The sequence below is a fragment of the Methylobacterium sp. E-046 genome, assembly GCF_022829625.1.
GTDB lineage: Bacteria > Pseudomonadota > Alphaproteobacteria > Rhizobiales > Beijerinckiaceae > Methylobacterium > Methylobacterium longum.
Genome location: NZ_JAKSYP010000020.1, coordinates 1 through 24,848 on the forward strand (window position 1 = coordinate 1; position 24,848 = coordinate 24,848).

The window sequence follows — 24,848 nt, forward strand, 5'->3', positions numbered from 1 at the left end:
CGGCACCGGAGGTCTTCATGCCAGCCTTCTCCGCTTGGCCAGCTGCACTCGCCCGACCAGCTCCGCCGGCCAAGCTACCCGTGGCAGAGCGGCCAACCATGCACTAACTTTACTCTTGGACCACCTTGTGGGGGCCGATCACAGCCCGGAGGAACAAATGCAAAAAGTTCTTCCCCCGTCATATTAGCGTAATCCGGGAGCTCATCGTCATCAGTCATTTCAATCTCCAACTTTGATTTACTAAGATCGGCGTTCTGAGCATAGTGTTGTCGTTATAGCATCAATTGATCCGTGATTACAATCACATAATACTGCATAGCTGTTCATCAAGCCCGCGCACCATGCATCGACCCAGCTCTGCGCATAAACTTCTGGACTCCAGGGGGTGCCTAGGGCTCCGGGACACGGGCTAGAAGGTTGATCACCGTTTGACTGGCCCACTTCGCCTTACCGGTAGGCCTGGAGATGCCCTTCTCCGTGAGTGCGCGGGCACAGGCGTTCAGGCTGAGCCCCTGGGCCTGCATCTCCCGGATGATCGGGGCGATATCCTGGGCATGGCGATCCGCGATCCGGGTGCGCCGAGCCCGACTGGCGGCTCGGCCTGCATCCTGGTTCGTCAGGTTGGCCGGGGTGCCGAGCTTCTTGCCGCCGGCCTTCGCGGCGGCCAGGGCCTTGCGGGTCTGCTCCCCGATCAAGCCGGCCTCCAGCTCCGCGACCGCAACCATCTGGGTCAGGAGGAACCGGCCGGTCGGGCCTTCGATCTGCGGGAGGTCACAAAACCGCACCTCCACGCCGGCTTCAAGGAGCCGCGACAGGGAGCTGACCGATCTGGTCAACCGGCTCACGTTCGCGACGATGAGGGCACTGCCTGTGATGCGGCAGTGGGTCAGCGCACGGGCCAACTCGGGCCGGTCGGCGTTCTTGCCGCTCTTCACCTCTACGAACTCGGCGACGATCTCCCACGAGCCGCCGTTCAGAAACGTAGCCACCGTGGCGCGCTAGCCTCAAAGCCCAAACCCGAAATGCCATGTCGCATCGTGCTGACCCGAAGGTAGCTCACGAACCTGCCGCTGGCCGTCATCGCTGCTGCTCTCAGAGGGGGCTGCCCCCAGCAAGGGAGATTGAATGGAGGTTTGAAAGAGTTTGCTGATCAAAGCCTGGGTCCTGATCGCTCGGCTGTGAAGCCCAAAAGCGCAGCGTTCGGCGGGTTTTGAACCGGGGTGCAATCGAGAGTGAGCTGTCCTGCGGTGTTCGATGCGGGCGTTGAGACTTAGTTATCTCGAAGCGGACATTCTGGATCCGATCAAACCCAGCCGCCGGAAGCGCTGTCGGCTTTCCCCCGAAGCGGACGTTCGTCAGCCATCCGGCAACTTCGGCTCGGCATGGACAGCGGAAGTTGGGTCGACGCCCAGAAGCAGACCTTCGGCTTTGCGCCCATCTCGGTCATTCTGCGGCCATTGCCGACGTCTCCGAAGCGGACATCGGCACAGATTGGCTCACTAGTCTCAAATGCGCCAACACCGGCTCTTCAACTCATTCGAACCGGTGGTTAGCTTGGTGCTGGGAAGAGGACCTTCACGCCGGTTCAGGCGGTCTTTCAACCAGGGATACGACTGCCTCGACCATAGGATTGTGGTGCGCCACCGACCAGACCAGGGCGGCCGCAACGATGTCCACCCGCTCCTTCAGAGGGCGGAAGATAACGCTGGGCGGAGCCAGTCGGTCGAGGCGCGACGGCACCAGCGCGATGCCCTGACCACAGCCGACAAACGCAATCTGCGAGGTGACCGAGCGAACCTCGTGCAGGATGCGTGGCGAGAAGCCCTGGGCGGCGCAAGCCGCCACCACGTGGTCGAAATAGACCGGGCTCAGCCGGCGCGAGAACATGGCGAAGTCTTCGTGCGCCAAGTCGGCCAGCGGGATCTCGTCCAACGCGGTCAGGCGGTGATCCCCGGGCAACGCCACCGCGAGGCGGTCCTGGGTGACGGGCAGGGACCGGATCGTCGGGCCGAGTTCCCCCTCCAGTCGCGCGAAGGCGATGTCGAGGTCGCCGGTCTCCAAGAGCGGCACCGCCTCGACGCTGTCGATCTCCTTCACCGCCACCGTTAGGTTCGGATAGGCCTCCCGCAGCTTGTTCACGAGCGGCGGCAGGTCCTCCAGCATCGCCGAGTTGATGGCCCCGACCGTTAAGGTGCCGGTCTGTCCGTCGATGGCCTCTCGGACGGCGAGTTCTAGGCGTTCCAGTTGCTCCGCGAACTTACGGATGGCGGGCAAGATGGCGGCGCCGGCCGGCGTGAGCCGCACCCCTCGGCGGTCGCGGTCGAGCAGCCTGACGCCGAGTCCCTGTTCAAGGGCCTGGATCTGCTCGGTCAGCGGCGGCTGCGACATGCCGAGCCGCTTGGCAGCGCGCCCGAAATGCCTCTCCTCCGCCACGGCCAAAAACAGCCACAGGTGCCGGATCAGACGGAAGTTGATCATTGCTTGGATCTGCTCAGGCTATCACAGCATTCCCGTCTTCGTATTTTACCTATCGACCTATGCATGGGAAGTGGCGGCCACCGCATCAGTCGCGAGGCCCCATGTGCGACCCTAGCCACCTCGACCGGCTCGCCGCCCAGGACACCAACACAGTCTCCGACGCGCTCGACTTCCTGGAGCTTCCCGGCGCTACCTACGGGCTGCGTCCCCTGTGGGAGTGCCCGAAGGTCGTCGGCCGCGCTAGCACCATCCAGCTCGGGCCCAAGCAGGGCAGCGCGCCCACCGTCCATCTGATCTCTCCGGTCATCGCCCGACTTGAGACGGACGACCGGGTGCTCGTCATCGCCGGCGGCGTCGAGGGCATCTCCTGTTGGGGCGACATCCTTGCGAACGCCGCCAAGGTGAAGGGCATCCGCGGCTCGGTCATCGACGGCCTGAGCCGGGACATCGAGGGAAGCGAGAGCATCGGCTACCCGGTCTACGGCCGCGGCGTGACCATGATCAGCGCCCGCAACCGGGTGGTGCAGGTCGCCTCCGGCGAGCCCGTCAGCATGGCCGGCGTGACCGTGCGCGAGGGCGACTACGTCATCGCCGACCGCTGCGGCACCGTCTTCGTGCCCGCGCCCAGGATCGAAGAAGTCCTAGACCTCGCCGAGCGCATCGCACGCCGCCAGGACGGCATGGTCGAGGCGGTCCGCGCCGGCCGCTCGGTAGAGGAGGTCATGCACGACAAGCAGTTCGAGGCGATCAAGGTGGAGAAGGCGTGATGTCCGAGACGGATCAGGATCTGGTGAAGCTCTTCGAGGGGCTCGATACGCCCGGCGTCTCCGACGCCATGGACAAGCTCGGCCTGCCAGGCCAGTGCTTCGGCATCGCGCCTCTCGACAACTACGCGAAGACGGTCGTCGGGCCGGCCTTCACGGTGAAGTACGTCTCGGCCACCACCCCACCCGGCACGGTCGGCGACTTCATCGACGACGTGGCCGAGGGCGACTTCATCGTCATCGACAACGACGGCCGCACCGACTGCACGGTCTGGGGCGATATCATGACCCAGTACGCCGGCGCGCGCCGCTTCGCCGGCACCGTCATCGACGGCGTCTGCCGCGACGTCGCCAAGGCGCTCGGCGACGGCTACCCGATGTTCAGCCGCGGCCGCTTCATGCGGACCGGCAAGGACCGGGTGCAGGTCGAGGCGGTGAACGTCACCGTCTCGGTGGGCCAGGCCCGCGTCAGCCCGCGCGACATCGTCGTGGCCGACGCCAACGGCGTCCTCGTGGTGCCGCGGGACCGCGCCCGCGAAGTGGCCGAACTCGCCCGCGAGATCGAGGGCGTTGAAAACCAGATCCGCCGCGAGATCGAGAGCGGCAAGAGCCTGAAGGCGGCGCGCGAAGCGCTCGGCTACCACACCCTGCAGACGAGGAAGGCGTGATGTCCGATCCAGCCTTCCCCACACTCCCAGCGGACTTCGCCGCCCGGGCCCGCGCCCTCGGCAGCTCAACCCTCTACGAGGCATCTGGCCTGCCTTGCTCGGTCGACCCACTGGTCCGGCCGGTCTGGCCCGGGGCGGGCATCGCGGCTCCCGCCTACCCGCTGACCTGCTCGCCCGGCGACAACCTCGCGATCCACATCGGCCTGGAGCGGGCCCCGCGCGGTAGCGTCCTCGTCGTCTCCACCGGCGACTTCGTGGCCGGCTACTGGGGTGAGGTGCTGACGGTCGCGGCCGAGGCCGCCGGCATCGTCGGTCTCGTCATCGACGGCGGCGCCCGCGACATCGCCGCGCTGGCTGCCCGCCGCTTCCCGGTCTTCGCCCGCGGCATCTCGGTGCGCGGCACGATCAAGGCGAGCGCGCCCTCGGTTGGCAAGCCGCAACGCATCACCGGGGTGCCGGTGGCGCTCGGCGACCTCGTAGTCGCCGACGACGACGGCGTGGTGATCATCCCCGCGAGCGAGGCGGAGCGGGTGCTGGTCGCCGGCGAGGCCCGCGCGGCCAAGGAAGCCGCGATGATGGAGAAGCTCGCGCAGGGCGCCACAACCCTGGAGCTGATGGGCTTGGCCGAGTGGAGGACGCGGGCATGACCGGCGACGTCCAGCGGCTAAACCGCCACCTCGCCGCCGCCAGCCCTCGGCGACCTACTGCATGATGGACCGGGTCGCGGCCCGTCGTGCTTCCGGCGCGACAGTGATCTCGCTCTCCGCGGGCGAGCCCGACTCCGACACACCCGAGCACGTGCGTGATGCCGGCGTCGCGGCGATCCGCGCCGGGCACACCCGCTACACGCAGGTCGCCGGTATGCAGGCGCTGCGAGAGGCGGTGGCCGCGAAGTTCCGGAACGAGAACGGCCTCGCCGTCGAGTGGCAGGACACGATCGTTTGCAGCGGCGGCAAGCATGTCATCTTCAACGCGCTGGCCGCCACGCTGAACGAGGGCGACGAGGTCATCGTGCCGGCGCCCTACTGGGTGAGCTGTCCCGAGATCGTGGCGCTCAGCGGCGCCAGGGTGGTCACCGTGCCGTGCGGGGTTGGGACCGGCTTCAAGCTGACGCCGGAGGCGCTCGCGGCGGCCATCACCCCGCGGACCCGCTGGCTGATCCTCAACTCGCCCTCGAACCCGACCGGGGCAGTCTACACCCGCGACGAGCTGCTCGCGCTCGCCGAGGTGCTGCTTGCCAACCCGCACGTCCTGGTGCTCTCGGACGACATCTACGAGCACCTGATCTTCGACGGTGCGTCCTTCCACACCCTGGCCCAGGTCGAGCCGCGCCTCGCCCCTCGCACCCTGACCATGAACGGCGTGTCGAAGGCTTACGCCATGACCGGCTGGCGCATCGGCTTCGGCACGGGGCCGCGGTGGCTCCTCGACGCGATGGAGAAGCTGCAGGGGCAGCAGACGTCGGGCGCGAGCTCGGTCTCGCAGCACGCGGCAGTGGCCGCCCTCACCGGACCGCAGGATTTCATCGCCCGCAGCCGCGGCGTGTTCGAGGGGCGGCGCGACCTGATGGTCCGGATGCTGAACGAGGCGCGAGGTCTCAGTTGCGCTGTCCCGGGCGGGGCCTTCTACGCCTTCGCGTCCTGCGAGGGCCTGATCGGGAAGGTGACGGCCGCTGGCACGCGGCTGGAGACCGATGAGGACGTCGCCATCGCGCTGCTCAACGAGGGTGGCGTCGGCGTGGTGCACGGCAGCGCTTTCGGCCTAGGCCCGTACATCCGCATCGCCTACGCGCTGGACGATGCCTCCCTTTTGAAGGCCTGCCGAACCATCCAGGCCTTCTGCGGGTCCTTGACCGAGGGCGCCTGAAGTGGCCCGCAACGCCATGATAGGTTTTCCATATCGTGGTGTTCCTGCCTTCGGAATTCACCGATCACCCACGATATGCGACCTATCGGTCCGAACCGGAGGCTTGGCTTCCCCAGGATGCCTTTGGCACAGGATCAAGGATCGCCTCGGATGCCCGACGCATCGACCCTTACCGCCTATCTCGTGATCATCCTCGGCCTCGCGGTCACGCCCGGCCCGAACATGATCTACCTGATTTCACGCTCCATCGCCCATGGGCGTGCAGCCGGCATCGTTTCCCTCGGCGGTAGCGCGCTGGGCTTCCTCGTCTACATGTCTTGCGCGGCCTTCGGCATCACGGCGCTGCTGATGGCCATACCCCTGGCCTACGACGCCCTGCGGCTCGCGGGAGCGACCTATCTGCTGTTCCTCGCCTGGCAGGCCGTCCGTCCGGGCGGCCGCTCGCTTTTTCAGGGCAGCCAGCGGTCTGGGCTCGGCCAGGAGCGTGTCTTCGTCATGGGCTTGGTGACGACCATCCTCAACCCGAAGGCTGCGCTGCTTTACTTGGCGCTTCTTCCTCAGTTCGTCGTACCCGGTCACGGCAGCGTTCTGTCTCAGACGCTGGTGCTCGGCATGATCCATATCGCCCTGAATGTGTCCGTGGGCGTGATCATCGCAAGCACAGCAGGCGCGCTCGCCGCTGACTTGGCAAAGCGTCCGTCCTGGCTTCTGGCTCAACGATTGACGATGGGTGGCCTTTTGGCTGCTTTCTCAGTCAAGCTTGTATCGGAGGCTTGAGGGAGTCGTGATGATCCGCCTAGCCACCTACGGCAGCCTGGGTCCCGGTCGCCTCAACCACAACCAACTTGCGAGTTTGGCAGGGCACTGGACCAAGGGCGTTGTTCGGGGCACGCTCGTCCAGGCCGGTTGGGGCGCTGGCCTGGGCTACCCCGGCCTAATCCTCGACGCCCGTGGCGGAGCTGTCGCTGTCGACCTCTTCGCTTCGCCAGACCTGACGGCACACTGGCCGCGTCTAGACGCTTTCGAAGGTGACGGCTATCGGCGCGTCCTCACGGGGGTCGAAACGTGTGAAGGTATGACCGACGCCTGGATTTACGTCCTGGTGCAACCGGCAGAGTTCCGTCCGTAGCAGGGCTGAGGGCCAACAGTGCCAGCATTCTGGCCGAACTCGGCTTCGACCAAACCCGCATCGCCGCCCTGCGCGAGGCCAAGGATATCTGAGCCAGGCGGCCGTCAACAAGGTATCTAGGTAAGAGATCCGTGAGATCGGCTGCCCTGCCGCCTTTCCCTGTTGCATGAAGCCTAGCATGCTGCCTCGGAAGGATTGGTCGGTCCATCCCCTCCGGCCAGGGATCACACCGGGCCTATGGATATCTCGCAGCTCAGGACGCTGGCCCACATTGCCGAACTCGGGAGCGTGAGCAAGGCAGCCGACCGGCTGAACATCGCGCAGCCGGCTCTGAGCCGTCAGATTCGCCTCTTGGAGCAGGAGCTCGGGGCTTACCTGTTCGAGCGCCACGGCCGCGGCATGGTCATCACCGATGTTGGCCGTGAGGTTCTCGCCCACGCCGTCCGGATCATGGCCGAGATGGATGCGATCCGTGATACGGTCGCGGCCGGCCAGACCTCCTTCCGCGGCTCGCTTTCGATCGGAACAACGCCGACCGTCGCCGAGATTGTCACCGTCCCGCTTGCGACCCGCCTCAGGCAAGACCACCCGAACCTCTCGCTGCGGCTGTCATCGGCCTATAGCGGGCACATTCTGGACTGGCTGCAGCGGGGCCAGATCGACGTCGCGGTCTCCTACAACCCGAACCGCTCGCATACCGTGCGCATCGTCCCGATCATGCTGGAAAGCTTGCTCCTCATCACCGCGGGACAACGCCGACTCGGAGAAACCGTCCCATTCTCGCGGCTCGCCGAAGAGGAACTCGTGCTCCCGAGTCCCGGGCACATGCTTCGGGACATCGTGGACGATTGCGCCAGGCGTGCTGGCATCCGCATCCACACCGTGATCGAGGCCGATTCCTTTCAGACCTTGATCAACCTCGTGCGAACCGGCATCGGCGCAACGGTCCTGCCACTAGCTCCGATCTACACGATGGTGGAGGCGGGCGATCTCTCCGCCTCGCGGCTGACGGATCCTGCACCTACACGTGAACTCGTTGTCGCCTACGCTGCCGACCGCCCGGTGAGCCTCGCCGCGCGCTTCGTCGGTCAGACGATCGTGGAGATCGCAATGGATCTTGCAAGACGCGGCATCTGGGTCGGGCAAGTACTTGAACCAGAGAAAGACCTAAAGGAACAAGCCCGCTCGGAACCATCCCCATAACGTGCAGGTCTACCAGCTATTCAATAACTCTCTTTACCATGAGGCGCTCGTCAGTGCTAATGTACCCGGCAGTGGAGTGCTAGCTCGCGGTGCCGCCGCCCAGCTCTGTTCCACGACGATCAGACCTGGGGAACACAGCCTTATGCCGGAGTCGGAGCGGACGATCTTCGGTGCAACGATCCCATTCGCGGACCATTGCGGGATTGAGGAGCTCGGCGTCGTGGAGGGGCGCACGCGCCTGCGGCTGCACCTAGGACCCGAGCACACCAACAATCTCGGTATCGCGCATGGCGGCATCATCTGCACACTCCTCGACATCGCCATGGGCACGGCCGCCCGCCTTGAGGCGCAGCGCCCAGTGCTGACCCTCGACCTGCAGTCACGCTTCCTGGCACCCGGCCGCGGAATCCTCACGGTCGAGGGCTTCGTGGTCCGGGCCGGACGCTCCGTCCTGTTTTGCGAGGCTTCGATCACGGCCGAGACGGGTGAGCTGGTCGCGACGGCAACCGGTCTTCTCAAACCCGTGGCTCGCCTTGAGGACGAGCCCGCGCACCAGAGTGACCGAAGCCTCACAAGCCCCTGAATGATAGAAATTCGGCATATCTGCTAGATGCGCCGCCCTCTTCGTTCAGCAAGAAAATTCCGGTAGATTGATCGCTGTCCATCAATAAACGCGCAGCTTAGAGAACGCCAAGTCCAGGCTGCGGGCAGCGGACGAGCCGGTCGAACATTTATCATTTTGTCGTCCGTGGCTTCTGAGGGCAGTCGAGCTCTCCGAGGATGAGCAGGACTGCGCGATGGCCTGAATGGCTTCAATCGCGTCGTCGGATCAAATCTTTAGGCTCGCATCTCAAGCGCCGCACCGCTGTGCGGCGCCTACGTCGGCGCGCGCCTCAACATCAAGAGCCTCGGCGACAGCGCACGAGAGCCGTCACGGCCAATCCAGGGAGGTCATCATGGCTGAGGGCGCCATCATCGGCGACACGACAGATCTGAGCGAAGCGGAGAAACAGACGCAGCGGAGTCGGATCGCTTCGATCGCCGGCGCCTGTGCTGGCAATCTTGTCGAATGGTACGACTTTTTCGTCTACGCCTACACATCGATCTACTTCGCGTCCGCTTTTTTTCCGGCCGGCGACCAGACGACCCAGCTCCTCGCGACCGCGGCCGTCTTCGCCGTCGGGTTCTTCATGCGCCCGCTCGGGGGCTGGCTTTTCGGCTACATCGCTGACACCAAGGGCCGGAAGATCTCGATGATCATCTCGGTCGCCATGATGTGCGCCGGGTCGCTGCTGGTCGCCTGCCTTCCGACCTATGGCACAATTGGGTTCGCCGCACCGGCGCTCCTCATTCTAGCGCGTCTCGTGCAAGGCCTGTCCGTCGGCGCCGAGTATGGGACGGGGGCAACCTATCTCGCCGAGGTCGCTGGACCGGGCCGACGTGCCTTCTACGGGTCCTTCCAGTACTTCACGATCATTGCAGGACAGCTTCTCGCGCTCCTGACGGTAACCGTCCTGCAGCAGCTGCTGGCCGCAGAGGACCTCAAGGCCTGGGGCTGGCGCATCCCGTTCGTAATCGGCGCGCTCGGTGCCGTCGTGGTCTCGGTTCTTCGCCGTTCTATGCATGAGACCGCGACTGCCAAGAGCATGCATCGCAAGGAGGCAGGCTCGATCAAGGGGCTGATGAGCCACAAGAGGGCGGTGCTGCTGGTGCTGGCGATCACCATGGGCGGCTCGCTCTACTTCTACACTTTCACCACCTACATGCAGAAGTTCCTCGTCCTGTCAGCGGGCTTCAGCGCCACCACTGTCAGCTTCATCATGACTTCGGCTTTGGTTTGCTACATGCTCGCCCAGCCGGTCTTCGGCCTGCTCTCAGACAAGATCGGCATCAAGCGCAGCATGCTGCTCTACTCGACCTGCGCCGTCGTGCTGGTCGTTCCGATCCTGCTCTCGATCCAGACTACCCGTAGTCCGCTGGTCGCTTTCTTCCTTGTGCTGGCAGGTCTCCTGATCGCGTCCTTCTACACACCGATCGCGGGCCTCGTGAAAGCTGAGCTCTTCCCAGCCGAGGTCCGTGCACTGGGTGTCGGATTACCCTACGCAGTTGCCAACGCGATGTTCGGTGGAACGGCCGAGTACGTCGCGCTGTCGCTCCGGACGGCGAGCGTTGAACAATACTTCTTCTTCTACGTCGCCTTCATCAACTGCATGGTGCTGCTCGCCTCGATTGCGCTGCCGCATCTCGATCGGCATGGCTACCTCGAAGGCGACGGCGAGATCGAAGCTCGGGCTGGATTCCGTACCGCTCGCGGCCAGGCTCTGAAAGCCCGAAACGCCGCCCAAAGCTAGAACGGTCCGGCATCTCTCATTTAGCAAACGGATATTGGGTCGAGCACAGTCGGCCCTGTACAAGATTCCCAACAAATCTTCGTTAGATCGGAGGACCCAGTGGCGACAACAAATCACAGTATCGAAGGAGGTCACGACTGGCAGAGCGACGTGTTTCGCGTTCTCCGCGAACACGATGTGAAGCATGTCGTCTACGTGCCGGATGCGGGCCATACGACCGCGATCCGCCTTACCGAAGCCGACGACGAGATACACTCGGTGGTGCTGACCACCGAGGAGGAAGGCATCGGCTATCTCGCCGGCGCGTGGCTCGGCGGCGAGAAGGGCGCCCTGCTGCTGCAGTCGAGTGGCGTCGGCAACTGCATCAATACCCTGGCGCTGCAGGTCTGCGCTCGCTTTCCGCTCCTGATGGTCGTGACCATGCGTGGCGACTGGGCCGAGTTCAACGCCTGGCAGAACCCGATGGGCCAGGCGACCGAGGCCTCGCTCAAGCTGATGGGAGTGATGACCTGGCGCGCGGACGATCCGAAGGAAGTTGCGCCTCTCCTGCACGGCGCTGCCACCATGGCCTTTAACGGCGATTCCGCCTGCGCTCTGCTTCTCGGACAACGGCTGATCGGAGAAAAGAAATGGGTGAAGTGAACGCGGGCGGCGCCCTTGACCGCCGCAAGGTCGTCGCGCGGCTGCTCGACGGCCGCAAGGACCTCCTCGTCGTCACCGGCCTCGGCTCGGCCTCCTACGACGTGATGGCGGCGGGTGACCACGACAACAACTACTATCTCTGGGCTGCCATGGGCTCGGCCGCGATGGTCGGCCTCGGCCTCGCCAAGGCGAAGCCGAACCATTCCGTGCTCGTCATCACCGGCGACGGCGAGATGTTGATGGGTCTCGGCGCGCTCGCGACGATCGCGGTCCAAGCGCCCCCGAACCTCACCGTCGCGGTGCTCGACAATGGGCACTTCGGCGAGACCGGCATGCAGGTGAGCCACGCAGGGCGGGGCATCAACCTCGACCGGGTTGCGGAGAGCTGCGGCTTCGCCTGGACTTCGGAGATCCGTGAGATGGGCCAAGTCGAAGACCTGCGCACCAGCCTCTGCGCCCGCAGAGGTCCGACGCTCGCGACCATCAAGGTGGTGGCCGAGAACCTGCCTCGCGTCCTGCCGCCGCGGGACGGAGTCTACATCAAGAACCGCTTCCGAGCGGCACTCGGCCACGCGCCGATCTGAGCCCGACGCCTCGTGCGGCACGGCCCCAGATCGTGCCGCGCGGGCTTCAGAAGCTCCGGGAGGAACAAGGAGAGGCAGGATGACGCTCGAACGTTTCCGCAACACCGTGGCAGGCCGTTCGTGCGAGAGCGCGACCGGACGCTGGTTCACCACCGCCAACCCCTTCGACGGGCGTGATTGGGCCGAGCTGCCCCGATGTGGGCCGGAGGATGCGGAAGCTGCAGTCGAGGCTGCCCATGCCGCCTTCATCAAGGGGCCTTGGCCGGCCATGTCCGCCACCAACCGTGGCAAACTCCTGCGCCGCCTCGGCGACCTTGTAGCACGCGATGCGGAGAAGCTCGCGGCCTTGGAGGTGCGCGACAACGGTAAGCTCTACGCCGAGATGCTCGGCCAGCTCCGATACATCCCCGAATGGTTCCACTATTACGGTGGGCTCGCGGACAAGATCGAGGGTGGCGTACTGCCGCTCGATAAGCCCGACCTGTTCACCTACACAAAGCGCGAGCCGCTCGGCGTCATCGTCTGCATCACGCCGTGGAATTCGCCGCTGATGCTGCTCACCTGGAAGCTCGCCCCGGCGCTGGCCGCGGGCAACACCGTGGTGATCAAGCCCTCCGAATTCACCTCCTGCTCCACACTCGCCCTGATGGACCTCGTCAAGGAGGCAGGTTTACCCGATGGCGTCGTCAACACGGTGACGGGCTTCGGCGCCGAGGTCGGACCGACGCTCTGCGAGCACCGTCATGTCGCCAAAGTGGCCTTCACGGGCGGCGACGCGACGGGCGCCGCGGTCTACGGGGCGGCCGCCAAGGGCATCAAGCACGTCACGCTGGAGCTAGGCGGCAAGTCACCTAATATCGTCTTCGCCGACGCCAACCTCGACCACGCGGTCAAGGGCGCGATCTCGGGCATCTTCGCGGCTTCGGGACAGACCTGTATCGCCGGCTCGCGGCTCTTGGTGCAGCGCTCGGTCTACGAGGAAGTCTCGCGCCGCATCGTCGACTTCGCCTCTCAGGCCAAGCTCGGCAATCCGATGGACATCGCCACTCAGGTCGGTCCTATCACGACGCAGCCGCAGCGCGAGAAGGTGCTGTCCTACATCGACGTTGCTCGCAATGAGGGCGCGCGCTGCCTGCTTGGCGGAGGCAAGCCGGAGTCGCAGGACCTGGCGCAGGGCTGGTTCGTGCAGCCCACAATCTTCGGAGAGGTCTCGAACTCCATGCGCATCGCGCAGGAGGAGGTGTTCGGTCCCGTGCTCTCGATCATCCCCTTCGAGGACGAGGATCACGCCGTCGAGATTGCGAACGACAGCCTCTACGGGCTCGCCGCTGGCATCTGGACCACGAATATCCGCCGTGCGCTCCGCCTTCCTGACCGGATCCGGGCGGGCACGGTTTGGGTCAATACCTACCGGGCGGTCAGCGTGATGGCCCCCTTCGGCGGCTACAAGCGCAGCGGCATCGGCCGCGAGAACGGCCAGTCGGCGATCGAGGAATACCTCCAGACGAAGAGCGTCTGGATCAATCTCGCCGAGGACGTGCCGAACCCCTTCGTCATGCGCTGAAGCACCAACGACCGAACAAGCACAACGAAGACAGGGAGAGAGCGATGCAGACGATTGACGAGGGGCAGCATCAGGACATCCGCGACGCCGTTCGCGCGCTCTGCGCCGAGTTCCCGGCCGAGTACCATCGCAAGGTCGATGAGGCCCGCGGGTATCCGGAAGCCTTCGTGGACGCGCTGACCAAGGCCGGATGGATGGCGGCACTGATCCCCGAAGAGTACGGCGGATCGAGCCTCGGCCTGACGGAAGCCTCCGTGATCATGGAGGAGATCAACCGCTCGGGCGGCAACTCCGGCGCCTGCCACGGGCAGATGTACAACATGAACACCCTGGTGCGTCACGGCTCCGAGGAGCAGCGCCGGCACTACCTGCCGAAGATCGCGGCCGGGGAACTGCGCCTGCAGTCGATGGGTGTGACTGAGCCCACCGCAGGTACCGACACCACAAAGATCAAGACCACGGCCATCCGCAAGGGCGACCGCTGGGTGATCAACGGCCAGAAAGTCTGGATCTCGCGGATCCAGCACTCCGACCTGATGATACTCTTGGCCCGCACCACACCGCTCGATCAGGTGAAGAAGAAGTCCGAGGGTCTGTCCATCTTCTTGGTGGATCTTCATGAGGCCCAGAAGAAAGGCATGAGCGTTCGTCCAATCCTCAACATGGTCAATCACGAGACCAACGAACTGTTCTTCGACGATCTCGAGATCCCGGCCGAAAACCTGATCGGCGAGGAGGGGCAGGGCTTCAAGTACATCCTGACCGGCCTCAACGCCGAGCGGGCCCTGATCGCGGCCGAGTGCATCGGCGACGGCTATTGGTTCATCGACAAGGTGAGCGCCTACGTGAAGGAGCGGACGGTGTTCGGCCGGCCGATCGGCCAGAACCAGGGCGTGCAGTTCCCGATCGCCGAGAGCTTCATTGAGGTCGAAGCGGCCAACCTGATGCGCTACGAGGCCTGCCGGCGCTACGACGCGGGCCAGCCCTGCGGCGCCCAAGCCAATATGGCCAAGTACCTCGCCGCTAAGGCGAGCTGGGAGGCGGCCAACGCCTGCATCCAGTTCCACGGGGGCTTCGGCTTCGCCGCCGAGTACGATGTCGAGCGGAAGTTCCGCGAGACGCGCCTCTATCAGGTGGCGCCGATCTCCACGAACTTGATCCTCTCCTACGTCGCCGAGCACATCCTCGGCCTGCCGAGGTCGTTCTGATGGCCGGCCGTCTTCCCCTCGACGGTCTGACCGTCGTCGCCATCGAGCAGGCGGTGGCCGCACCCTTCTGCTCCTCCCGCCTCGCCGACGCGGGCGCCCGGGTGAACAAGGTCGAGCGGCCGGAGGGCGACTTCGCCCGCGGCTACGATGACGTCGCTCCGGGTAAACAGAGCAGCTACTTCGTTTGGCTCAATCGCGGAAAGCATTCGGTCGTAATCGACCTCGCGACCGATGCCGGCAAAGACGAACTCCGCACGCTCGTCGCGCAAGCCGACGTGCTGATACAGAATCTCAAGCCTGGTGCCCTGGATCGGCTGGGCTTCGGCGTCGAGGATCTCTGCCGAGAGTATCCTCGCATGATCGCCTGTTCGATCAGCGGATACGGGGAGACCGGCCCCCTCGCCAACCGCAAGGCCTATGACCTCCTGATCCAGGCGGAGTCCGGCCTGTCCTCGATCACCGGCGGTCCTGAGGCACCGGCCCGCGTCGGCATCTCGCTCGTGGACATCGCCACCGGCGCAACGGCGCACGCGGCGATCCTAGAGGCGCTAATTGCACGCGGCATCAATGGCCGGGGTGCCGACATCCGGGTTTCGATGTTCGACGTCATGGCCGATTGGCTCGCCGTGCCGCTGCTGCACCAGGAGGGCGGCCGGGCGCCAAAGCGCATCGGCCTCGCGCACCCCTCTATCGCGCCGTACGGCGTGTTCGCGACGCGAGAGACCAAGCCGATCCTGATCTCCATCCAGAGCGACCGGGAGTGGAAGAAATTCTGCACCGTGTTCCTGCGCGACGCCGGCGCGGCTACGGATCCGCGCTTCGCCACCAACGTCGCTCGAACGAAGAACAGGTCTGAAACCGACGCGCTGGTCGCCCGCGTCTTCGTGGAACTCGGCGAGGACGAGGCGGTGGCCCGTTTGACGGAGGCCGACGTCGCCTTCGCCTCGGTTAACGACATGGCCGCCCTAGCCGGCCATCCGCATCTGCGCCGGATCAGTGTTAAAACGCCTTCCGGTCCGGTCGCCTTCCCGGCGCCCGCCGCGATCGTTCGCGGCGATGAGCGTCACTACGGCCCAGTCCCCGCCTTGGGAGCCTCGACGGGAGGGAGCCGATGAGCGCCCCAGATGCCGACCTCGCCCATCTGCGCGGCTGGATCGGCCGCGAGGAAACACACCTCGCCGAGGTCACCGAAGATCTCGTTGCCCGCTTCCACGCCACGCTCGACCGGCCAGGCTCCCCGCCGCGCCGTGGCGAGCCCGCGCCGCGATTGATCCACCACTGCCTCTCGCCGCAGACGGTGCCGACCGCGACCCTTGCCGAAGACGGGCATCCGCAGCGGGGGGGCTTCCTGCCGCCGGTGCCGCTGCCACGTCGGATGTGGGCGGGCAGCACGGTTCGTTTCCACCGCGACATCCACGTTGGCGACGCGGTCGAGCGCCGCTCGTCCATCGCAGACGTCTCCCTGAAGCAGGGGCGCACCGGGCCGCTGTGCTTCGTCACCGTGGAGCACGCGCTCTCGGTCGACGGCGAGAGGGCGATCAGCGAGCGCCAGGACATCGTCTACCGCGGGGCCGAAGATGGCGCGCCGGGCAAATCCGCACCCACGACAGCTCCCGGCTGCCACACAAGCGCGGTCGAGCCGGGCGCGCCGCTGCTGTTCCGCTACTCCGCCCTTTTGTTCTTCGCACATCGCATCCACTACGACCGCCGCTACGCGATCAAGGTCGAACGCTATCCCGGTCTTGTGGTGCATGGCCCGCTTCAGGCCGTCCTGCTCATGAACTTCGCCGCCGACCTGCACGGCGCTCCTCCTGACCGTTTCAGCTTTCGCAGCGGTGCGCCGCTCTTCGACGACGGGCCCTTCACGCTCAACGCAGACGAATCCGGCGACGGGCTGGCGCTCTGGACGGCCGGGCCAAGCGGTGCTCCGGCCATGCGTGCGGAGGCGGGCTGGGGTGAAGCGCTCCGGGGCGCGGCATGATCCCGTTGGTACTGCTGCCGGGCCTGCTCAACGACGCCGATCTCTGGCGCGATCAGATCGCCGCGCTCGACGACATCGCGCAAGCCCATGTCGGCGACATCACTTGCGGCAATGATCTTGGGACGATCGCCGACCAAGTGCTGGCCGAGGCGCCTCAGCGATTCGCCCTGGCCGGTTTCTCGCTCGGAGGCTACGTCGCGCAGGAGATCCTGCGCCGCGCGCCCGAGCGGGTGACGCGGCTGGCGCTTCTCGACACCGCCTTCCGCCCAGACAGCCCGGATCGTGTGGCGAACCGCCGGGCCCTCGACCGGGCCGCTAGGGCGCCTGGTCGCTTTCACGGCTTCGGCGACCGCCTGCTCACGAGCTATCTCGACCCCGTACATCTGACCGACGAGGCCATCATCACCCGGATCCGGGCGATGACCGAGCGCCTAGGGCCCGAGGTCTTCGTGCGGCAGAACGGTATCGAACGAACGGACGGCTCGGACGTCCTCGCCGCCCTGACTTGTCCGGTGCTGGTGCTGTGCGGCGAGACCGATGCGATCACGCCCTTGGCCGAGCATCGCGCCATGGCAGCCCTAATCCCAGGTGCCAAGCTCGTGATCGTGTCAAGCGCTGGGCACATGACGCCGGTCGAGCAGCCGGAAGCCGTTGCGCAAGCCTTGCGCGACTGGCTGCTCGCCTGATCTCACACAAACTCTCGGAGAGCCCCATGAAGGTGCTGGTGCCCGTCAAGCGGGTGGTGGACTACAACGTCAAGATCCGCGTGAAAGCCGACGGCTCCGGGGTCGAGCTCGCTAACGTCAAGATGTCGATGAACCCCTTCGACGAGATCGCCGTCGAGGAGGCGATCCGCCTGAAGGAGAAGGGCAAGGTCACCGAGATCGTGGCCGTCTCGATCGGGCCGCACCAGGCGCAGGAGACGCTGCGCACCGCGCTGGCCATGGGCGCCGACCGCGCCATCCTGGTGAAGACCGACGTCAACTGCGAGCCGCTCGCCGTCGCCAAGCTCCTGAAGGCCGTGGTCGAGAAGGAGAGCCCGGAACTGGTCATCCTGGGCAAGCAGGCGATCGACGACGACTCGAACCAGACCGGCCAGATGCTCGGCGCGCTGCTCGGCTGGCCGCAGGGCACCTTCGCCTACAAGATCGAGGCCGGCGACGGCAGCCTGGACGTGACCCGCGAGGTCGATGGCGGCCTGCAGACGGTCAGCCTGAAGCTGCCGGCGATCGTCACCACGGACCTGCGCCTCAACGAGCCGCGCTACGCGAGCTTGCCGAACATCATGAAGGCCAAGAAGAAGCCGCTCGAGGAGCTGGCGCCCGAGGCACTCGGCGTCGACGTGACCCCGAAGCTCACGGTGCTGAAGACCGCCGAGCCGCCGGGCCGCTCCGCGGGCGTCAAGGTCGGCTCCGCGGCCGAGCTCGTTCAGAAGCTCAAGGTCGAAGCCGGCGTCATCTAATTCGCATCGCGGGGCTCCCGGCCGCCGGTCAAGCCTCGCGTCACCCCACTCGAAGGCTCTCGGACGACCATGACGACACTCCTCTTCGTCGAGCACGGCAACGGACAGATCAAGGACGGGACGCTCAAAGCTCTCACCGCCGCCAAGCAGATCGGCGCACCGATCCACGCCCTCGTGCTCGGCAGCGGCGCCAAGGCCGTGGCCGAGGCAGCGGCCAAGCTCGACGGCGTCGAGAAGGTGCTGGTCGCCGAGGACGGCGCCTACGACCACGACCTCGCCGAGCCGGTCGGGGCGCTGATCGCGTCGATCGCCGGCCCCTACGACGTGATCATCGCGTCGGCCTCCACGACCGGCAAGAATGTGCTGCCGCGGGTGGCCGCCCTGCTCGACGTCGCGCAGGTCTCCGACATCATCAAGGTGGTCTCGCCCGACACGTTCGAGCGGCCGATCTACGCGGGCAACGCCATCCAGACCGTGCAGTCGCCCGGCGGCAAGACCGTGATCACCGTGCGCACGGCGGCGTTCAAGGCCGCGGAAGAGGCCGGCGCCACCGCTCCCGTGGAGGCCGTCTCGGCGGCCGCGCCCGAGGTCGGCGGCTCGACCTTCAAGGGCGAGGAGATCGCCAAGTCGGACCGGCCGGAGCTGGCCTCGGCCCGGATCATCGTGTCGGGCGGACGCTCGCTCGGCTCGTCGGAGAAGTTCCATGAGCTGATCGAGCCGCTGGCGGACACGCTCGGGGCGGCGGTGGGCGCCTCGCGCGCCGCGGTCGATGCGGGCTACGCGCCGAACGACTGGCAGGTGGGCCAGACCGGCAAGGTGGTGGCGCCGGACCTCTACGTCGCGGTCGGCATCTCCGGGGCGATCCAGCATCTCGCCGGGATGAAGGATTCCAAGGTCATCGTGGCGATCAACAAGGACGAAGACGCGCCGATCTTCCAGGTGGCGGATTACGGCCTCGTCGGCGACCTCTTCCAAGTCGTGCCCGAGCTGCAATCCGAGATTGCCAAGGCCAAGGGCTGAACTGCCGACTTGGTAGAGCGAAGTTCATCCCCCGTTGGAAGGACGCCTAGGCGTTCTGTTACAGAGCCCTGGAGGGGCCGATCCATCATGAAGCTCCGCACCCTGCTGTTCGCCCCCGCCGACTCCGAGCGGAAGGTCGGAAAGGCGCTCGGATCTTCGGCCGACGTCGTCATCCTCGATCTCGAAGACAGTGTCGCGCCGAGTGCCAAGGAGGCTGCGCGTACACTCGCCGCCGATCAGTTGACGGGAGCAAGCGAGCGCAGTCGGCTTGTCGTCCGCGTCAACCCGCGGGATACGCCCTGGTACATCCACGATCTCGCAGCCGTGGTTCCTCATGGTCCGAGTGCGATTCTGCTACCGAAGTGCACCGGGCCGGACGACCTGCGCGCCCTCGACCATCATCTGGAGGCCTTTGAGGTTGCCTCCAGTCGGCAGATTGGTTCCACGGGCATCCTGGCGTTAGTCACTGAGACGGCAGCATCGCTTGCAGACATGTCGTATGCAGGCATCACGCGGAGGCTCCAGGCGCTGCTATTCGGGGCCGAAGATCTCGCTGCCGACTTCGGGATATCGCCGCGGTCGGCAGAGGGAACTCTCACAGCACCGGTTTCGGCGGCTCGCGCCGCTCTGCTTGTAGCTGCAGCCCAGGCCCAGGTTTCCGCAATAGATACGCCGTGGCCCGATCCACGTGATCCTGCCGGACTGCAGAGAGAGACCGAGGCGGCGGTTCGCGACGGTTTCGTCGGCAAGCTCTGCATCCATCCGGATCAATTAAGCGTCGTCAGAGAGGCCTTCGTGCCCCCACCGGAACGCGTGATATGGGCCGAGTCCGTGTGCCGCCTGTTCAAGGAGAGCCCAAACGCTGGGGTGCTGGTCCTAGAAGGCAAAATGATTGACAGGCCTCACCTACGGCTGGCCGAGCGGATTCTTGAAGCGGCTTCTGACGCCTGATGGAACAGCGCTGCATCACAGGTCCGCGCCCCAAAATGTGGAAGGAAGGTCGTGCCGCGGCGTTCACGGCTGACGGTCCGAAAGACACCGTCGACTGAAAGCCCTGCGCCGCTCAGGATTCCGGCCAGCGCAACCGAGAATACCACTGTTGTAATGGAAGATATTTAGATCTGCTTAGCGGCCTGGAGCTGGCTAGCTCCTGCTCCGATGTCGATGTCTGCAAGGCGGCGATCAAAAATGTTGAACTGGTCTGCGCCAAACGTCCGCTTATCCACAACTCGGGCCGCAAAGCCGACAGGCGGCTTTCGGCCATACTACCTCACGCCGGATCGCCATTTTGCGCAGGACCGGACCTTCGCCTTCGCGCCCATCCCGGCCATTCAGTGGGCTGTCACAGTTTCCCGCAAGCGGACGCTTCCACCAACAATTGGAGGGCGGTTTACGTGACGAGCTAGATGTTTGGTCCCGGCATTTGGTGGAGCGGGTTTGACCTGAAGCGCCCGGGCTCGGCGGACCATGCCTTGCAGATGGCCTCATAAGGCGTGAGGCCACGCAGGGTCTTCAGACGGCGTGCGAAGTTGTAGGCGCTGACGAAGTCAGCCAAGTGCGCATGGAGTTGCCCGTGGCTGTTGTAATGGTAGCGCTTGACCGTCGCGTCCTTGATCGTGCGGTTCATCCGCTCGACCTGACCGTTCGTCCAGGGGTGGCGCGGTTTAGTCAGACGATGGTCAATATCGTTTCGGGCGCAGGCGGACTCGAAGCTGTGGGCTCGGAAGGTCTCGCCGGCTGCAATCGCCTCCTTGATGATGGTAGCGGCCGAGGCAACGTTGCCGGGTGTCGTGAAGTGGGTGCCGTTGTCGGTGAGCACAGTGTGCACCTTGTAGGGCACGGCCTCGACGAGATGGCGGAGGAAGTCACCCGCGACCCGCCGCGTGGCCTTCTCGTGAAGCTCAACGAAGGCGAACTTGGTCGTGCGGTCGATGGCAACGAGCAGGTAGAGCCGCCCTTCGGCTGTGTGAACCTCGGCCAGATCGATGTGGAAGTAGCCGAGCGGGTAGGTCTTGAAGCGTGAGCGCTTGGGCTTGTCACCGTCGACCTCGGGCAATCGGCTGATGCCGTGGCGCTGCAGGCACCGATGTAGCGACGAACGGGTCAGGTGCGGGATCGTGGCTTGGAGCGCGTAGAGGCAGTCGTCGAGCGGCAGGAGCGTATGACGGCGAAAGGCGACGACGACCGCCTCGTCCTCCTGTGACAGCACCGTCGAACGGGGATCCTTCGGACCGGTGCGCTGGTCGGCGACCGAGGTCCGCTGCCGCCACTTGGCAACCGTCTTCTGGTTGATCCCGTAGCGCTTCGAGAGCGTCCTCAGGCTCGCTTGACTATGCTGGATCGCTCGACGGACCGCCTTGTATCTTGAAGTTGCCCGCTGGCGCGAAGCCAGCGAGGCTACATGGTGAGGGTCAGCCCGCGTTCGCCTTGGGCTTGTAAGCCCGTGACAGAGCAAGGTGCGGCCCTCACCCCGACAGTCCCAAACCCGGACAGCCGCTCGGGCCCGAGCCCGCATTTGCAAGGTAGGGTCATGGACGAACAACGCACCATCTTCGTCGGCATCGACGTGTCCAAGGACCGTCTCGACGTTCACCTCAGACCCTCGGACGAGGCCTTCCATGTCGCTCGGGACACCAAGGGGCTGGAGGTTCTCGCGCGCCGCTTTGGTAGCCTTCCAGTTGCCCTTGTCGTCCTGGAAGCCACGGGCGGCTTCGAGGCGAGTGTCGCTGCAGCGCTTGCAGTGGCCGGACTGCCGCTCTGCATCGTGAACCCACGCCAGATCCGCGACTTCGCCAGAGCCATGGGCCGGTTGGCGAAGACCGACACGCTCGACGCTGAGGTGATCGCCCTCTTCGCCGAACGCATCAGACCACCTGCCAGGCCCCTGCCGGAACCGGAGAGAAGCCACTTCGCCGAGCTCGTGAGCCGGCGCCGCCAGATCATCGGGATGATCAACATGGAGACCAACCGCCGCGATCAAGCCGTGGACAAGCAGCTGATCCGGAGGCTCAATCGGCACATCACCTTCCTGGAGAGAGAGCTCTCGGAACTCGACGGTGACATTGGTCAAGCCATCAAGGCCTCTCCGGTCTGGTGCGAGACCGAGGCGTTGCTCAAGTCCGTTCCCGGGGTCGGCGACGTCACCGCGCGCACGCTTCTGGCTCAGCTGCCTGAACTCGGCACCATCGGACGCTACCAGCTTGCCGCTCTCGTCGGCATCGCTCCGATCAACCGCGATTCTGGCCTGATGCGCGGCCGGCGATCCATCGCGGGTGGGCGAACATCTGTACGGGGCGTGCTGTACATGGCAGCGCTGACCACCATCCGCCGAGGCTCTCCGTTCCGGCCCTTCTACGAGCGACTCACGCTTCGTGGCCGACCGAGGAAGGTTGCTCTCGTGGCAGTGATGCGAAAACTCCTCGTCACGCTCAATGCCATCGTCCGCAACCGCACGCCATGGCAATCGGTCATGGCTTGATCTTCAACACAGCCGCTCCGTCGTTGTGGCGCTGCCGTGAAGAACTTGGCCCATAGCGCGTCCCTCCACTCCAACGTGCAGAGTGCACCATCAAACCCTGGGATCAAACATCTAATGGTACGGAAGCTGCCGCTGCCATGACCAAACAGTCCTTCACCGTGCTGTCCCGCGGTGGTCCTGCCGAGTTCCACACGGATCTCTGACGTTCGTGAATTTACGTTCCAAAAGCCAGTGGCCATCCGATGGAGCGATCATGGTTCGTAGCTCGGACCGTTCCACAAGGGCAGGTCCTATCGGAACGCTATGACGGCATCACTGCTCTCAGAAATTTATAAACCTCAACGGCCTAGCCAGGCTCAAGCCTGGCGTTCGAGCCTGGCGTTCGAGCACGCTGTGAAGCCGAGCGCGACTTCCGAGAATTCAGGCGTGCGGAGATAACCGTATGACTTATGGCGGTTTGCTGAGCCGTCCGGGCGCAGATACGCGTTCACGACCGCTATGTCGTCGACGCCGACGCCACGGTCATTGGGTGCGAAGACCTCCACAAGTTCGCCGGCCACCGCGGCGAGGTCGCGGTTGTCGGCCATGTTCGTCCAGCGGTTGACGTTGTTCGGGACGCGCGCCGCCCCGTTCTCCTCGGCGATCTTCGCCCTCACCTCCGCCAAGCCGAGCGGAGAGCCCAGCGTCACGAGGTGCTCGACCTGCACGGACGGGGCCTCCCGTTCGAGCATGCGCAGGGCGTCATAGGCGATGATCGAGCCCATCGAGTGCGCGGCCAGCAGCACGCGTCGCCCAGCGAGCTGCTCCAGGACATCGATGAGCCTGCGCCGGACCTGCCGGGCAAACGGCGTCTCGGAATGGTAGTGCCACAGGTCGTCGAAGCGGTGTTCGAGTATCGCGTCGTCGACCGGTGTGGCCCCCGTCGCCGTCTGCAGCGCGGCCAAACCGCGGTAGACTTTGCTGACGACGCCGTCATTCAAAGTCGCGTCAGCGTCCGGCCGATGGCGGGGGAACGGCCCCGAGCCGCCGACGGATTGGTAGGGCTCATCGTTGGCGTCGCCGAGAAGCGGCTTATCGTAGCGCAGGTCCGCCCAGTACACGAACTCGAACGGGAAAGCGCCGCCGTCATGTCCGCAGTTCCGCTGCAGTCCCTCGACGATGGCGGCTCTCCACCAACGCCGTTTCTCGTCGAGCGGAGGCTTGTTCTCCAAGCCATGGATGCCGACGAGGATGCCTTCAGCGCTCATTCCCTCAAGTCCGTCGAGAGGTCGGGCGAGGTGTTCATCCGACATACCAATCGTGGGAGCGCCTCACTTCGGTGTGCTGGCCGCCCCAGCCGAACGTCGCCTCGGCACGTCCAAGGAAGCCTGAACGGACTACTGCAGCGGCATCCGGACATCCGGATCGCGATCGGCACGATAGACACCGGCGGATGGTCTGGTCACCTGCCGCAACAATAGCATCACGCCTTCAGCGATCAGAAAGACGGAGAGTGGGTTGTGTCGGACCACATGCAGGGCACCATCGTAGAACGCGGCCCCGGCCTCGCTCCGGCGTGCAGTACCGACCACCTCCTCGACGATGGCGGACGGGTTCAACCGCGCCTGCAGTCGATCGAGGGTTCCGTCGAGCCGGGCCCGGCTCGCCTCGACGTCGCGTTCGAGGTCCCTGGCAACAGCGGTCATGGATGGCGTCGGATCGCATCGAGCAGCGTGATCCCCAAGGGAAGCGGGCTTCACTTCCGGCCGTGGATGACCAGTGCGAGAGGGTAACCGAGCGCGCCCGCCATCGCGACAACTATGAGCGGCGATGCTTTCGCATATTGGCTGAACGCGTCACTACCCTGTCGATAGGCATGCTTGGCCTCAGGGGCGCTCGCGCCCCTTCTTGATCGCCTCACTGGCGAGATCGTTGGCTTGGTCGGCCACATCGCGCACGGCATCCTTGGCCTGTCCGACGAGGTTCTCGGTCGAACCCTTCAGCTCGGTCACCTTGCCCTTGCCCTTAGTTTCGCGGTCGCCAATCGCGTCGCCGACCTTGCCCTGAACCTTGCCGCCCAGTTCCTTCGCGGCGCCGGTGATACGGTTCTCGTCCATGGCTCTTCTCCTGGGTGGGGGCCGGACGCACATCACGTACGTCCGGCGGTTAAAACCGAGCTATTTCTTCCCGGCGCTCTTGCCGTGGGCCTTGGTCGAGCTCTCGTGCGCCTTCTCGGAGTGGCCGTGGGCCTCCTTCGAGTGCTTGGCGGCAGCGGTCTCGTCACCCTTCTCGTGGTGCTCGGCCGCGGTCTTGTGCGACTTGGCGGCGGCCTCGTGGTGTTTGGCGGCCTCGGCGTGGGCGGTCTTGGCCATGGTGGGTTCCTCGAATGGCACCGTCACGGTGCTCGTTGCGGTCGTGTCGACCGGCAGGACCGAGAACGGGTTCGTTCCCGTCCGGCGTGCGGGATGTCC

At 65.3% G+C, this 24,848-nt stretch carries 27 protein-coding genes; 20 read left to right on the plus strand and 7 right to left on the minus strand.

Translation table 11 applies throughout. The features are described from left to right. Positions 1–389 precede the first annotated feature (389 nt). Together MKK82_RS00500 and MKK82_RS00505 are read right to left on the minus strand one after the other, a co-directional pair. Positions 390–989, minus strand: coding sequence for a recombinase family protein (locus MKK82_RS00500; protein WP_243984235.1), 600 nt, complete (start codon positions 987–989; stop codon positions 390–392). A 586-nt stretch (positions 990–1,575) separates the two neighbouring features. Next, positions 1,576–2,478: a LysR substrate-binding domain-containing protein gene (locus MKK82_RS00505; protein WP_243984236.1), complete on the minus strand. Its 903-nt coding sequence runs from the start codon at positions 2,476–2,478 to the stop codon at positions 1,576–1,578. Between the two features lie 101 nt (positions 2,479–2,579). Here MKK82_RS00505 and MKK82_RS00510 point away from each other — a divergent pair, with 101 nt between their 5' ends. The 19 genes from MKK82_RS00510 (at position 2,580) to MKK82_RS00600 (ending at position 19,871) form a co-directional block, all read left to right on the plus strand. Next, a complete protein-coding gene (locus MKK82_RS00510) occupies positions 2,580–3,245 on the plus strand; it encodes an RraA family protein (RefSeq protein WP_243984238.1) in 666 nt (221 codons plus the stop codon). Then, positions 3,245–3,910 (plus strand): RraA family protein, encoded by a 666-nt coding sequence (locus MKK82_RS00515; protein WP_243984240.1) that lies wholly within the window; start codon positions 3,245–3,247, stop codon positions 3,908–3,910. The genes MKK82_RS00510 and MKK82_RS00515 overlap by 1 nt, the downstream gene beginning before the upstream one ends. Beyond that, positions 3,910–4,557 carry an RraA family protein gene (locus MKK82_RS00520; RefSeq protein WP_243984241.1) on the plus strand — a complete coding sequence of 216 codons (648 nt, stop codon included), beginning with the start codon at positions 3,910–3,912 and terminating at the stop codon, positions 4,555–4,557. Before MKK82_RS00515 ends, MKK82_RS00520 begins: the two co-directional genes overlap by 1 nt. Before the next feature lie 61 nt (positions 4,558–4,618). After that, on the plus strand, positions 4,619–5,776 hold the full coding sequence (locus MKK82_RS00525) for a pyridoxal phosphate-dependent aminotransferase (protein WP_243984242.1): 1,158 nt from the start codon (positions 4,619–4,621) through the stop codon (positions 5,774–5,776). 150 nt (positions 5,777–5,926) lie between these two features. Beyond that, positions 5,927–6,553, plus strand: coding sequence for a LysE family translocator (locus MKK82_RS00530; RefSeq protein ID WP_243984244.1), 627 nt, complete (start codon positions 5,927–5,929; stop codon positions 6,551–6,553). Positions 6,554–6,563: 10 nt separating this feature from the next. Beyond that, positions 6,564–6,905 (plus strand): gamma-glutamylcyclotransferase, encoded by a 342-nt coding sequence (locus tag MKK82_RS00535; RefSeq protein WP_243984246.1) that lies wholly within the window; start codon positions 6,564–6,566, stop codon positions 6,903–6,905. A 237-nt stretch (positions 6,906–7,142) separates the two neighbouring features. Beyond that, a complete protein-coding gene (locus MKK82_RS00540) occupies positions 7,143–8,108 on the plus strand; it encodes a LysR substrate-binding domain-containing protein (protein WP_243984248.1) in 966 nt (321 codons plus the stop codon). 142 nt (positions 8,109–8,250) lie between these two features. Then, positions 8,251–8,691, plus strand: coding sequence for a PaaI family thioesterase (locus MKK82_RS00545; RefSeq protein WP_243984250.1), 441 nt, complete (start codon positions 8,251–8,253; stop codon positions 8,689–8,691). Between the two features lie 373 nt (positions 8,692–9,064). Further along, positions 9,065–10,459 (plus strand): MFS family transporter, encoded by a 1,395-nt coding sequence (locus tag MKK82_RS00550; RefSeq protein WP_243984252.1) that lies wholly within the window; start codon positions 9,065–9,067, stop codon positions 10,457–10,459. A 99-nt stretch (positions 10,460–10,558) separates the two neighbouring features. Next, complete coding sequence (locus MKK82_RS00555) at positions 10,559–11,101, plus strand: thiamine pyrophosphate-binding protein (protein WP_243984253.1); 543 nt, start codon at positions 10,559–10,561, stop codon at positions 11,099–11,101. After that, a complete protein-coding gene (locus MKK82_RS00560) occupies positions 11,089–11,685 on the plus strand; it encodes a thiamine pyrophosphate-dependent enzyme (RefSeq protein ID WP_243984255.1) in 597 nt (198 codons plus the stop codon). Before MKK82_RS00555 ends, MKK82_RS00560 begins: the two co-directional genes overlap by 13 nt. Positions 11,686–11,764: 79 nt before the next feature. Beyond that, the gene (locus tag MKK82_RS00565) at positions 11,765–13,249 is read left to right on the plus strand and encodes an aldehyde dehydrogenase (protein WP_243984257.1); all 1,485 of its coding nucleotides are present in this window, start codon (positions 11,765–11,767) and stop codon (positions 13,247–13,249) included. Between the two features lie 44 nt (positions 13,250–13,293). Beyond that, the gene (locus MKK82_RS00570) at positions 13,294–14,457 is read left to right on the plus strand and encodes an acyl-CoA dehydrogenase family protein (protein ID WP_243984259.1); all 1,164 of its coding nucleotides are present in this window, start codon (positions 13,294–13,296) and stop codon (positions 14,455–14,457) included. Further along, positions 14,457–15,572 carry a CaiB/BaiF CoA transferase family protein gene (locus MKK82_RS00575; protein WP_243984261.1) on the plus strand — a complete coding sequence of 372 codons (1,116 nt, stop codon included), beginning with the start codon at positions 14,457–14,459 and terminating at the stop codon, positions 15,570–15,572. The genes MKK82_RS00570 and MKK82_RS00575 overlap by 1 nt, the downstream gene beginning before the upstream one ends. Next, positions 15,569–16,438: a MaoC family dehydratase N-terminal domain-containing protein gene (locus MKK82_RS00580; protein WP_243984263.1), complete on the plus strand. Its 870-nt coding sequence runs from the start codon at positions 15,569–15,571 to the stop codon at positions 16,436–16,438. Before MKK82_RS00575 ends, MKK82_RS00580 begins: the two co-directional genes overlap by 4 nt. Continuing rightward, on the plus strand, positions 16,435–17,124 hold the full coding sequence (locus tag MKK82_RS00585; RefSeq protein WP_243984264.1) for an alpha/beta fold hydrolase: 690 nt from the start codon (positions 16,435–16,437) through the stop codon (positions 17,122–17,124). Before MKK82_RS00580 ends, MKK82_RS00585 begins: the two co-directional genes overlap by 4 nt. A 26-nt stretch (positions 17,125–17,150) precedes the next feature. Continuing rightward, positions 17,151–17,900 carry an electron transfer flavoprotein subunit beta/FixA family protein gene (locus tag MKK82_RS00590; RefSeq protein ID WP_243984266.1) on the plus strand — a complete coding sequence of 250 codons (750 nt, stop codon included), beginning with the start codon at positions 17,151–17,153 and terminating at the stop codon, positions 17,898–17,900. A 69-nt stretch (positions 17,901–17,969) separates the two neighbouring features. After that, complete coding sequence (locus MKK82_RS00595) at positions 17,970–18,920, plus strand: electron transfer flavoprotein subunit alpha/FixB family protein (RefSeq protein ID WP_243984268.1); 951 nt, start codon at positions 17,970–17,972, stop codon at positions 18,918–18,920. 87 nt (positions 18,921–19,007) lie between these two features. After that, positions 19,008–19,871 (plus strand): HpcH/HpaI aldolase/citrate lyase family protein, encoded by an 864-nt coding sequence (locus MKK82_RS00600; RefSeq protein WP_243984269.1) that lies wholly within the window; start codon positions 19,008–19,010, stop codon positions 19,869–19,871. Positions 19,872–20,322: 451 nt separating this feature from the next. On the opposite strand, the gene MKK82_RS00605 is transcribed toward MKK82_RS00600, so the two are convergent. Further along, positions 20,323–21,312: an IS481 family transposase gene (locus tag MKK82_RS00605; protein WP_243984294.1), complete on the minus strand. Its 990-nt coding sequence runs from the start codon at positions 21,310–21,312 to the stop codon at positions 20,323–20,325. A 138-nt stretch (positions 21,313–21,450) separates the two neighbouring features. Between MKK82_RS00605 and MKK82_RS00610 the strand changes: the two genes are divergently transcribed. Then, entirely contained in the window at positions 21,451–22,398 is a 948-nt protein-coding gene (locus MKK82_RS00610; protein ID WP_243984271.1) for an IS110 family transposase, read from the plus strand. 356 nt (positions 22,399–22,754) lie between these two features. Here the strand turns inward: MKK82_RS00610 and MKK82_RS00615 are convergent, their stop codons facing one another. The 4 genes from MKK82_RS00615 to MKK82_RS00630 form a co-directional block, all read right to left on the minus strand. Next, entirely contained in the window at positions 22,755–23,645 is an 891-nt protein-coding gene (locus MKK82_RS00615) for a hypothetical protein (RefSeq protein ID WP_243984273.1), read from the minus strand. Between the two features lie 129 nt (positions 23,646–23,774). Beyond that, a complete protein-coding gene (locus tag MKK82_RS00620) occupies positions 23,775–24,083 on the minus strand; it encodes a DUF3618 domain-containing protein (RefSeq protein WP_243984274.1) in 309 nt (102 codons plus the stop codon). A gap of 180 nt (positions 24,084–24,263) precedes the next feature. After that, entirely contained in the window at positions 24,264–24,494 is a 231-nt protein-coding gene (locus MKK82_RS00625) for a CsbD family protein (protein ID WP_243984276.1), read from the minus strand. A gap of 60 nt (positions 24,495–24,554) precedes the next feature. After that, positions 24,555–24,749 carry a hypothetical protein gene (locus MKK82_RS00630; RefSeq protein WP_243984278.1) on the minus strand — a complete coding sequence of 65 codons (195 nt, stop codon included), beginning with the start codon at positions 24,747–24,749 and terminating at the stop codon, positions 24,555–24,557. Positions 24,750–24,848 lie beyond the last annotated feature (99 nt).

Coding starts and splice junctions, on each gene's coding strand:
- MKK82_RS00505 (WP_243984236.1), bottom strand. CDS start 2,478: ATGATCAACTTCCGTCTGATCCGGCACCTGTGGCTGTTTTTGGCCGTG.
- MKK82_RS00510 (WP_243984238.1), top strand. CDS start 2,580: ATGTGCGACCCTAGCCACCTCGACCGGCTCGCCGCCCAGGACACCAAC.
- MKK82_RS00515 (WP_243984240.1), top strand. CDS start 3,245: ATGTCCGAGACGGATCAGGATCTGGTGAAGCTCTTCGAGGGGCTCGAT.
- MKK82_RS00520 (WP_243984241.1), top strand. CDS start 3,910: ATGTCCGATCCAGCCTTCCCCACACTCCCAGCGGACTTCGCCGCCCGG.
- MKK82_RS00525 (WP_243984242.1), top strand. CDS start 4,619: ATGATGGACCGGGTCGCGGCCCGTCGTGCTTCCGGCGCGACAGTGATC.
- MKK82_RS00530 (WP_243984244.1), top strand. CDS start 5,927: ATGCCCGACGCATCGACCCTTACCGCCTATCTCGTGATCATCCTCGGC.
- MKK82_RS00535 (WP_243984246.1), top strand. CDS start 6,564: ATGATCCGCCTAGCCACCTACGGCAGCCTGGGTCCCGGTCGCCTCAAC.
- MKK82_RS00540 (WP_243984248.1), top strand. CDS start 7,143: ATGGATATCTCGCAGCTCAGGACGCTGGCCCACATTGCCGAACTCGGG.
- MKK82_RS00545 (WP_243984250.1), top strand. CDS start 8,251: ATGCCGGAGTCGGAGCGGACGATCTTCGGTGCAACGATCCCATTCGCG.
- MKK82_RS00550 (WP_243984252.1), top strand. CDS start 9,065: ATGGCTGAGGGCGCCATCATCGGCGACACGACAGATCTGAGCGAAGCG.
- MKK82_RS00560 (WP_243984255.1), top strand. CDS start 11,089: ATGGGTGAAGTGAACGCGGGCGGCGCCCTTGACCGCCGCAAGGTCGTC.
- MKK82_RS00565 (WP_243984257.1), top strand. CDS start 11,765: ATGACGCTCGAACGTTTCCGCAACACCGTGGCAGGCCGTTCGTGCGAG.
- MKK82_RS00570 (WP_243984259.1), top strand. CDS start 13,294: ATGCAGACGATTGACGAGGGGCAGCATCAGGACATCCGCGACGCCGTT.
- MKK82_RS00575 (WP_243984261.1), top strand. CDS start 14,457: ATGGCCGGCCGTCTTCCCCTCGACGGTCTGACCGTCGTCGCCATCGAG.
- MKK82_RS00580 (WP_243984263.1), top strand. CDS start 15,569: ATGAGCGCCCCAGATGCCGACCTCGCCCATCTGCGCGGCTGGATCGGC.
- MKK82_RS00585 (WP_243984264.1), top strand. CDS start 16,435: ATGATCCCGTTGGTACTGCTGCCGGGCCTGCTCAACGACGCCGATCTC.
- MKK82_RS00590 (WP_243984266.1), top strand. CDS start 17,151: ATGAAGGTGCTGGTGCCCGTCAAGCGGGTGGTGGACTACAACGTCAAG.
- MKK82_RS00595 (WP_243984268.1), top strand. CDS start 17,970: ATGACGACACTCCTCTTCGTCGAGCACGGCAACGGACAGATCAAGGAC.
- MKK82_RS00600 (WP_243984269.1), top strand. CDS start 19,008: ATGAAGCTCCGCACCCTGCTGTTCGCCCCCGCCGACTCCGAGCGGAAG.
- MKK82_RS00610 (WP_243984271.1), top strand. CDS start 21,451: ATGGACGAACAACGCACCATCTTCGTCGGCATCGACGTGTCCAAGGAC.
- MKK82_RS00615 (WP_243984273.1), bottom strand. CDS start 23,645: ATGAGCGCTGAAGGCATCCTCGTCGGCATCCATGGCTTGGAGAACAAG.
- MKK82_RS00620 (WP_243984274.1), bottom strand. CDS start 24,083: ATGACCGCTGTTGCCAGGGACCTCGAACGCGACGTCGAGGCGAGCCGG.
- MKK82_RS00625 (WP_243984276.1), bottom strand. CDS start 24,494: ATGGACGAGAACCGTATCACCGGCGCCGCGAAGGAACTGGGCGGCAAG.
- MKK82_RS00630 (WP_243984278.1), bottom strand. CDS start 24,749: ATGGCCAAGACCGCCCACGCCGAGGCCGCCAAACACCACGAGGCCGCC.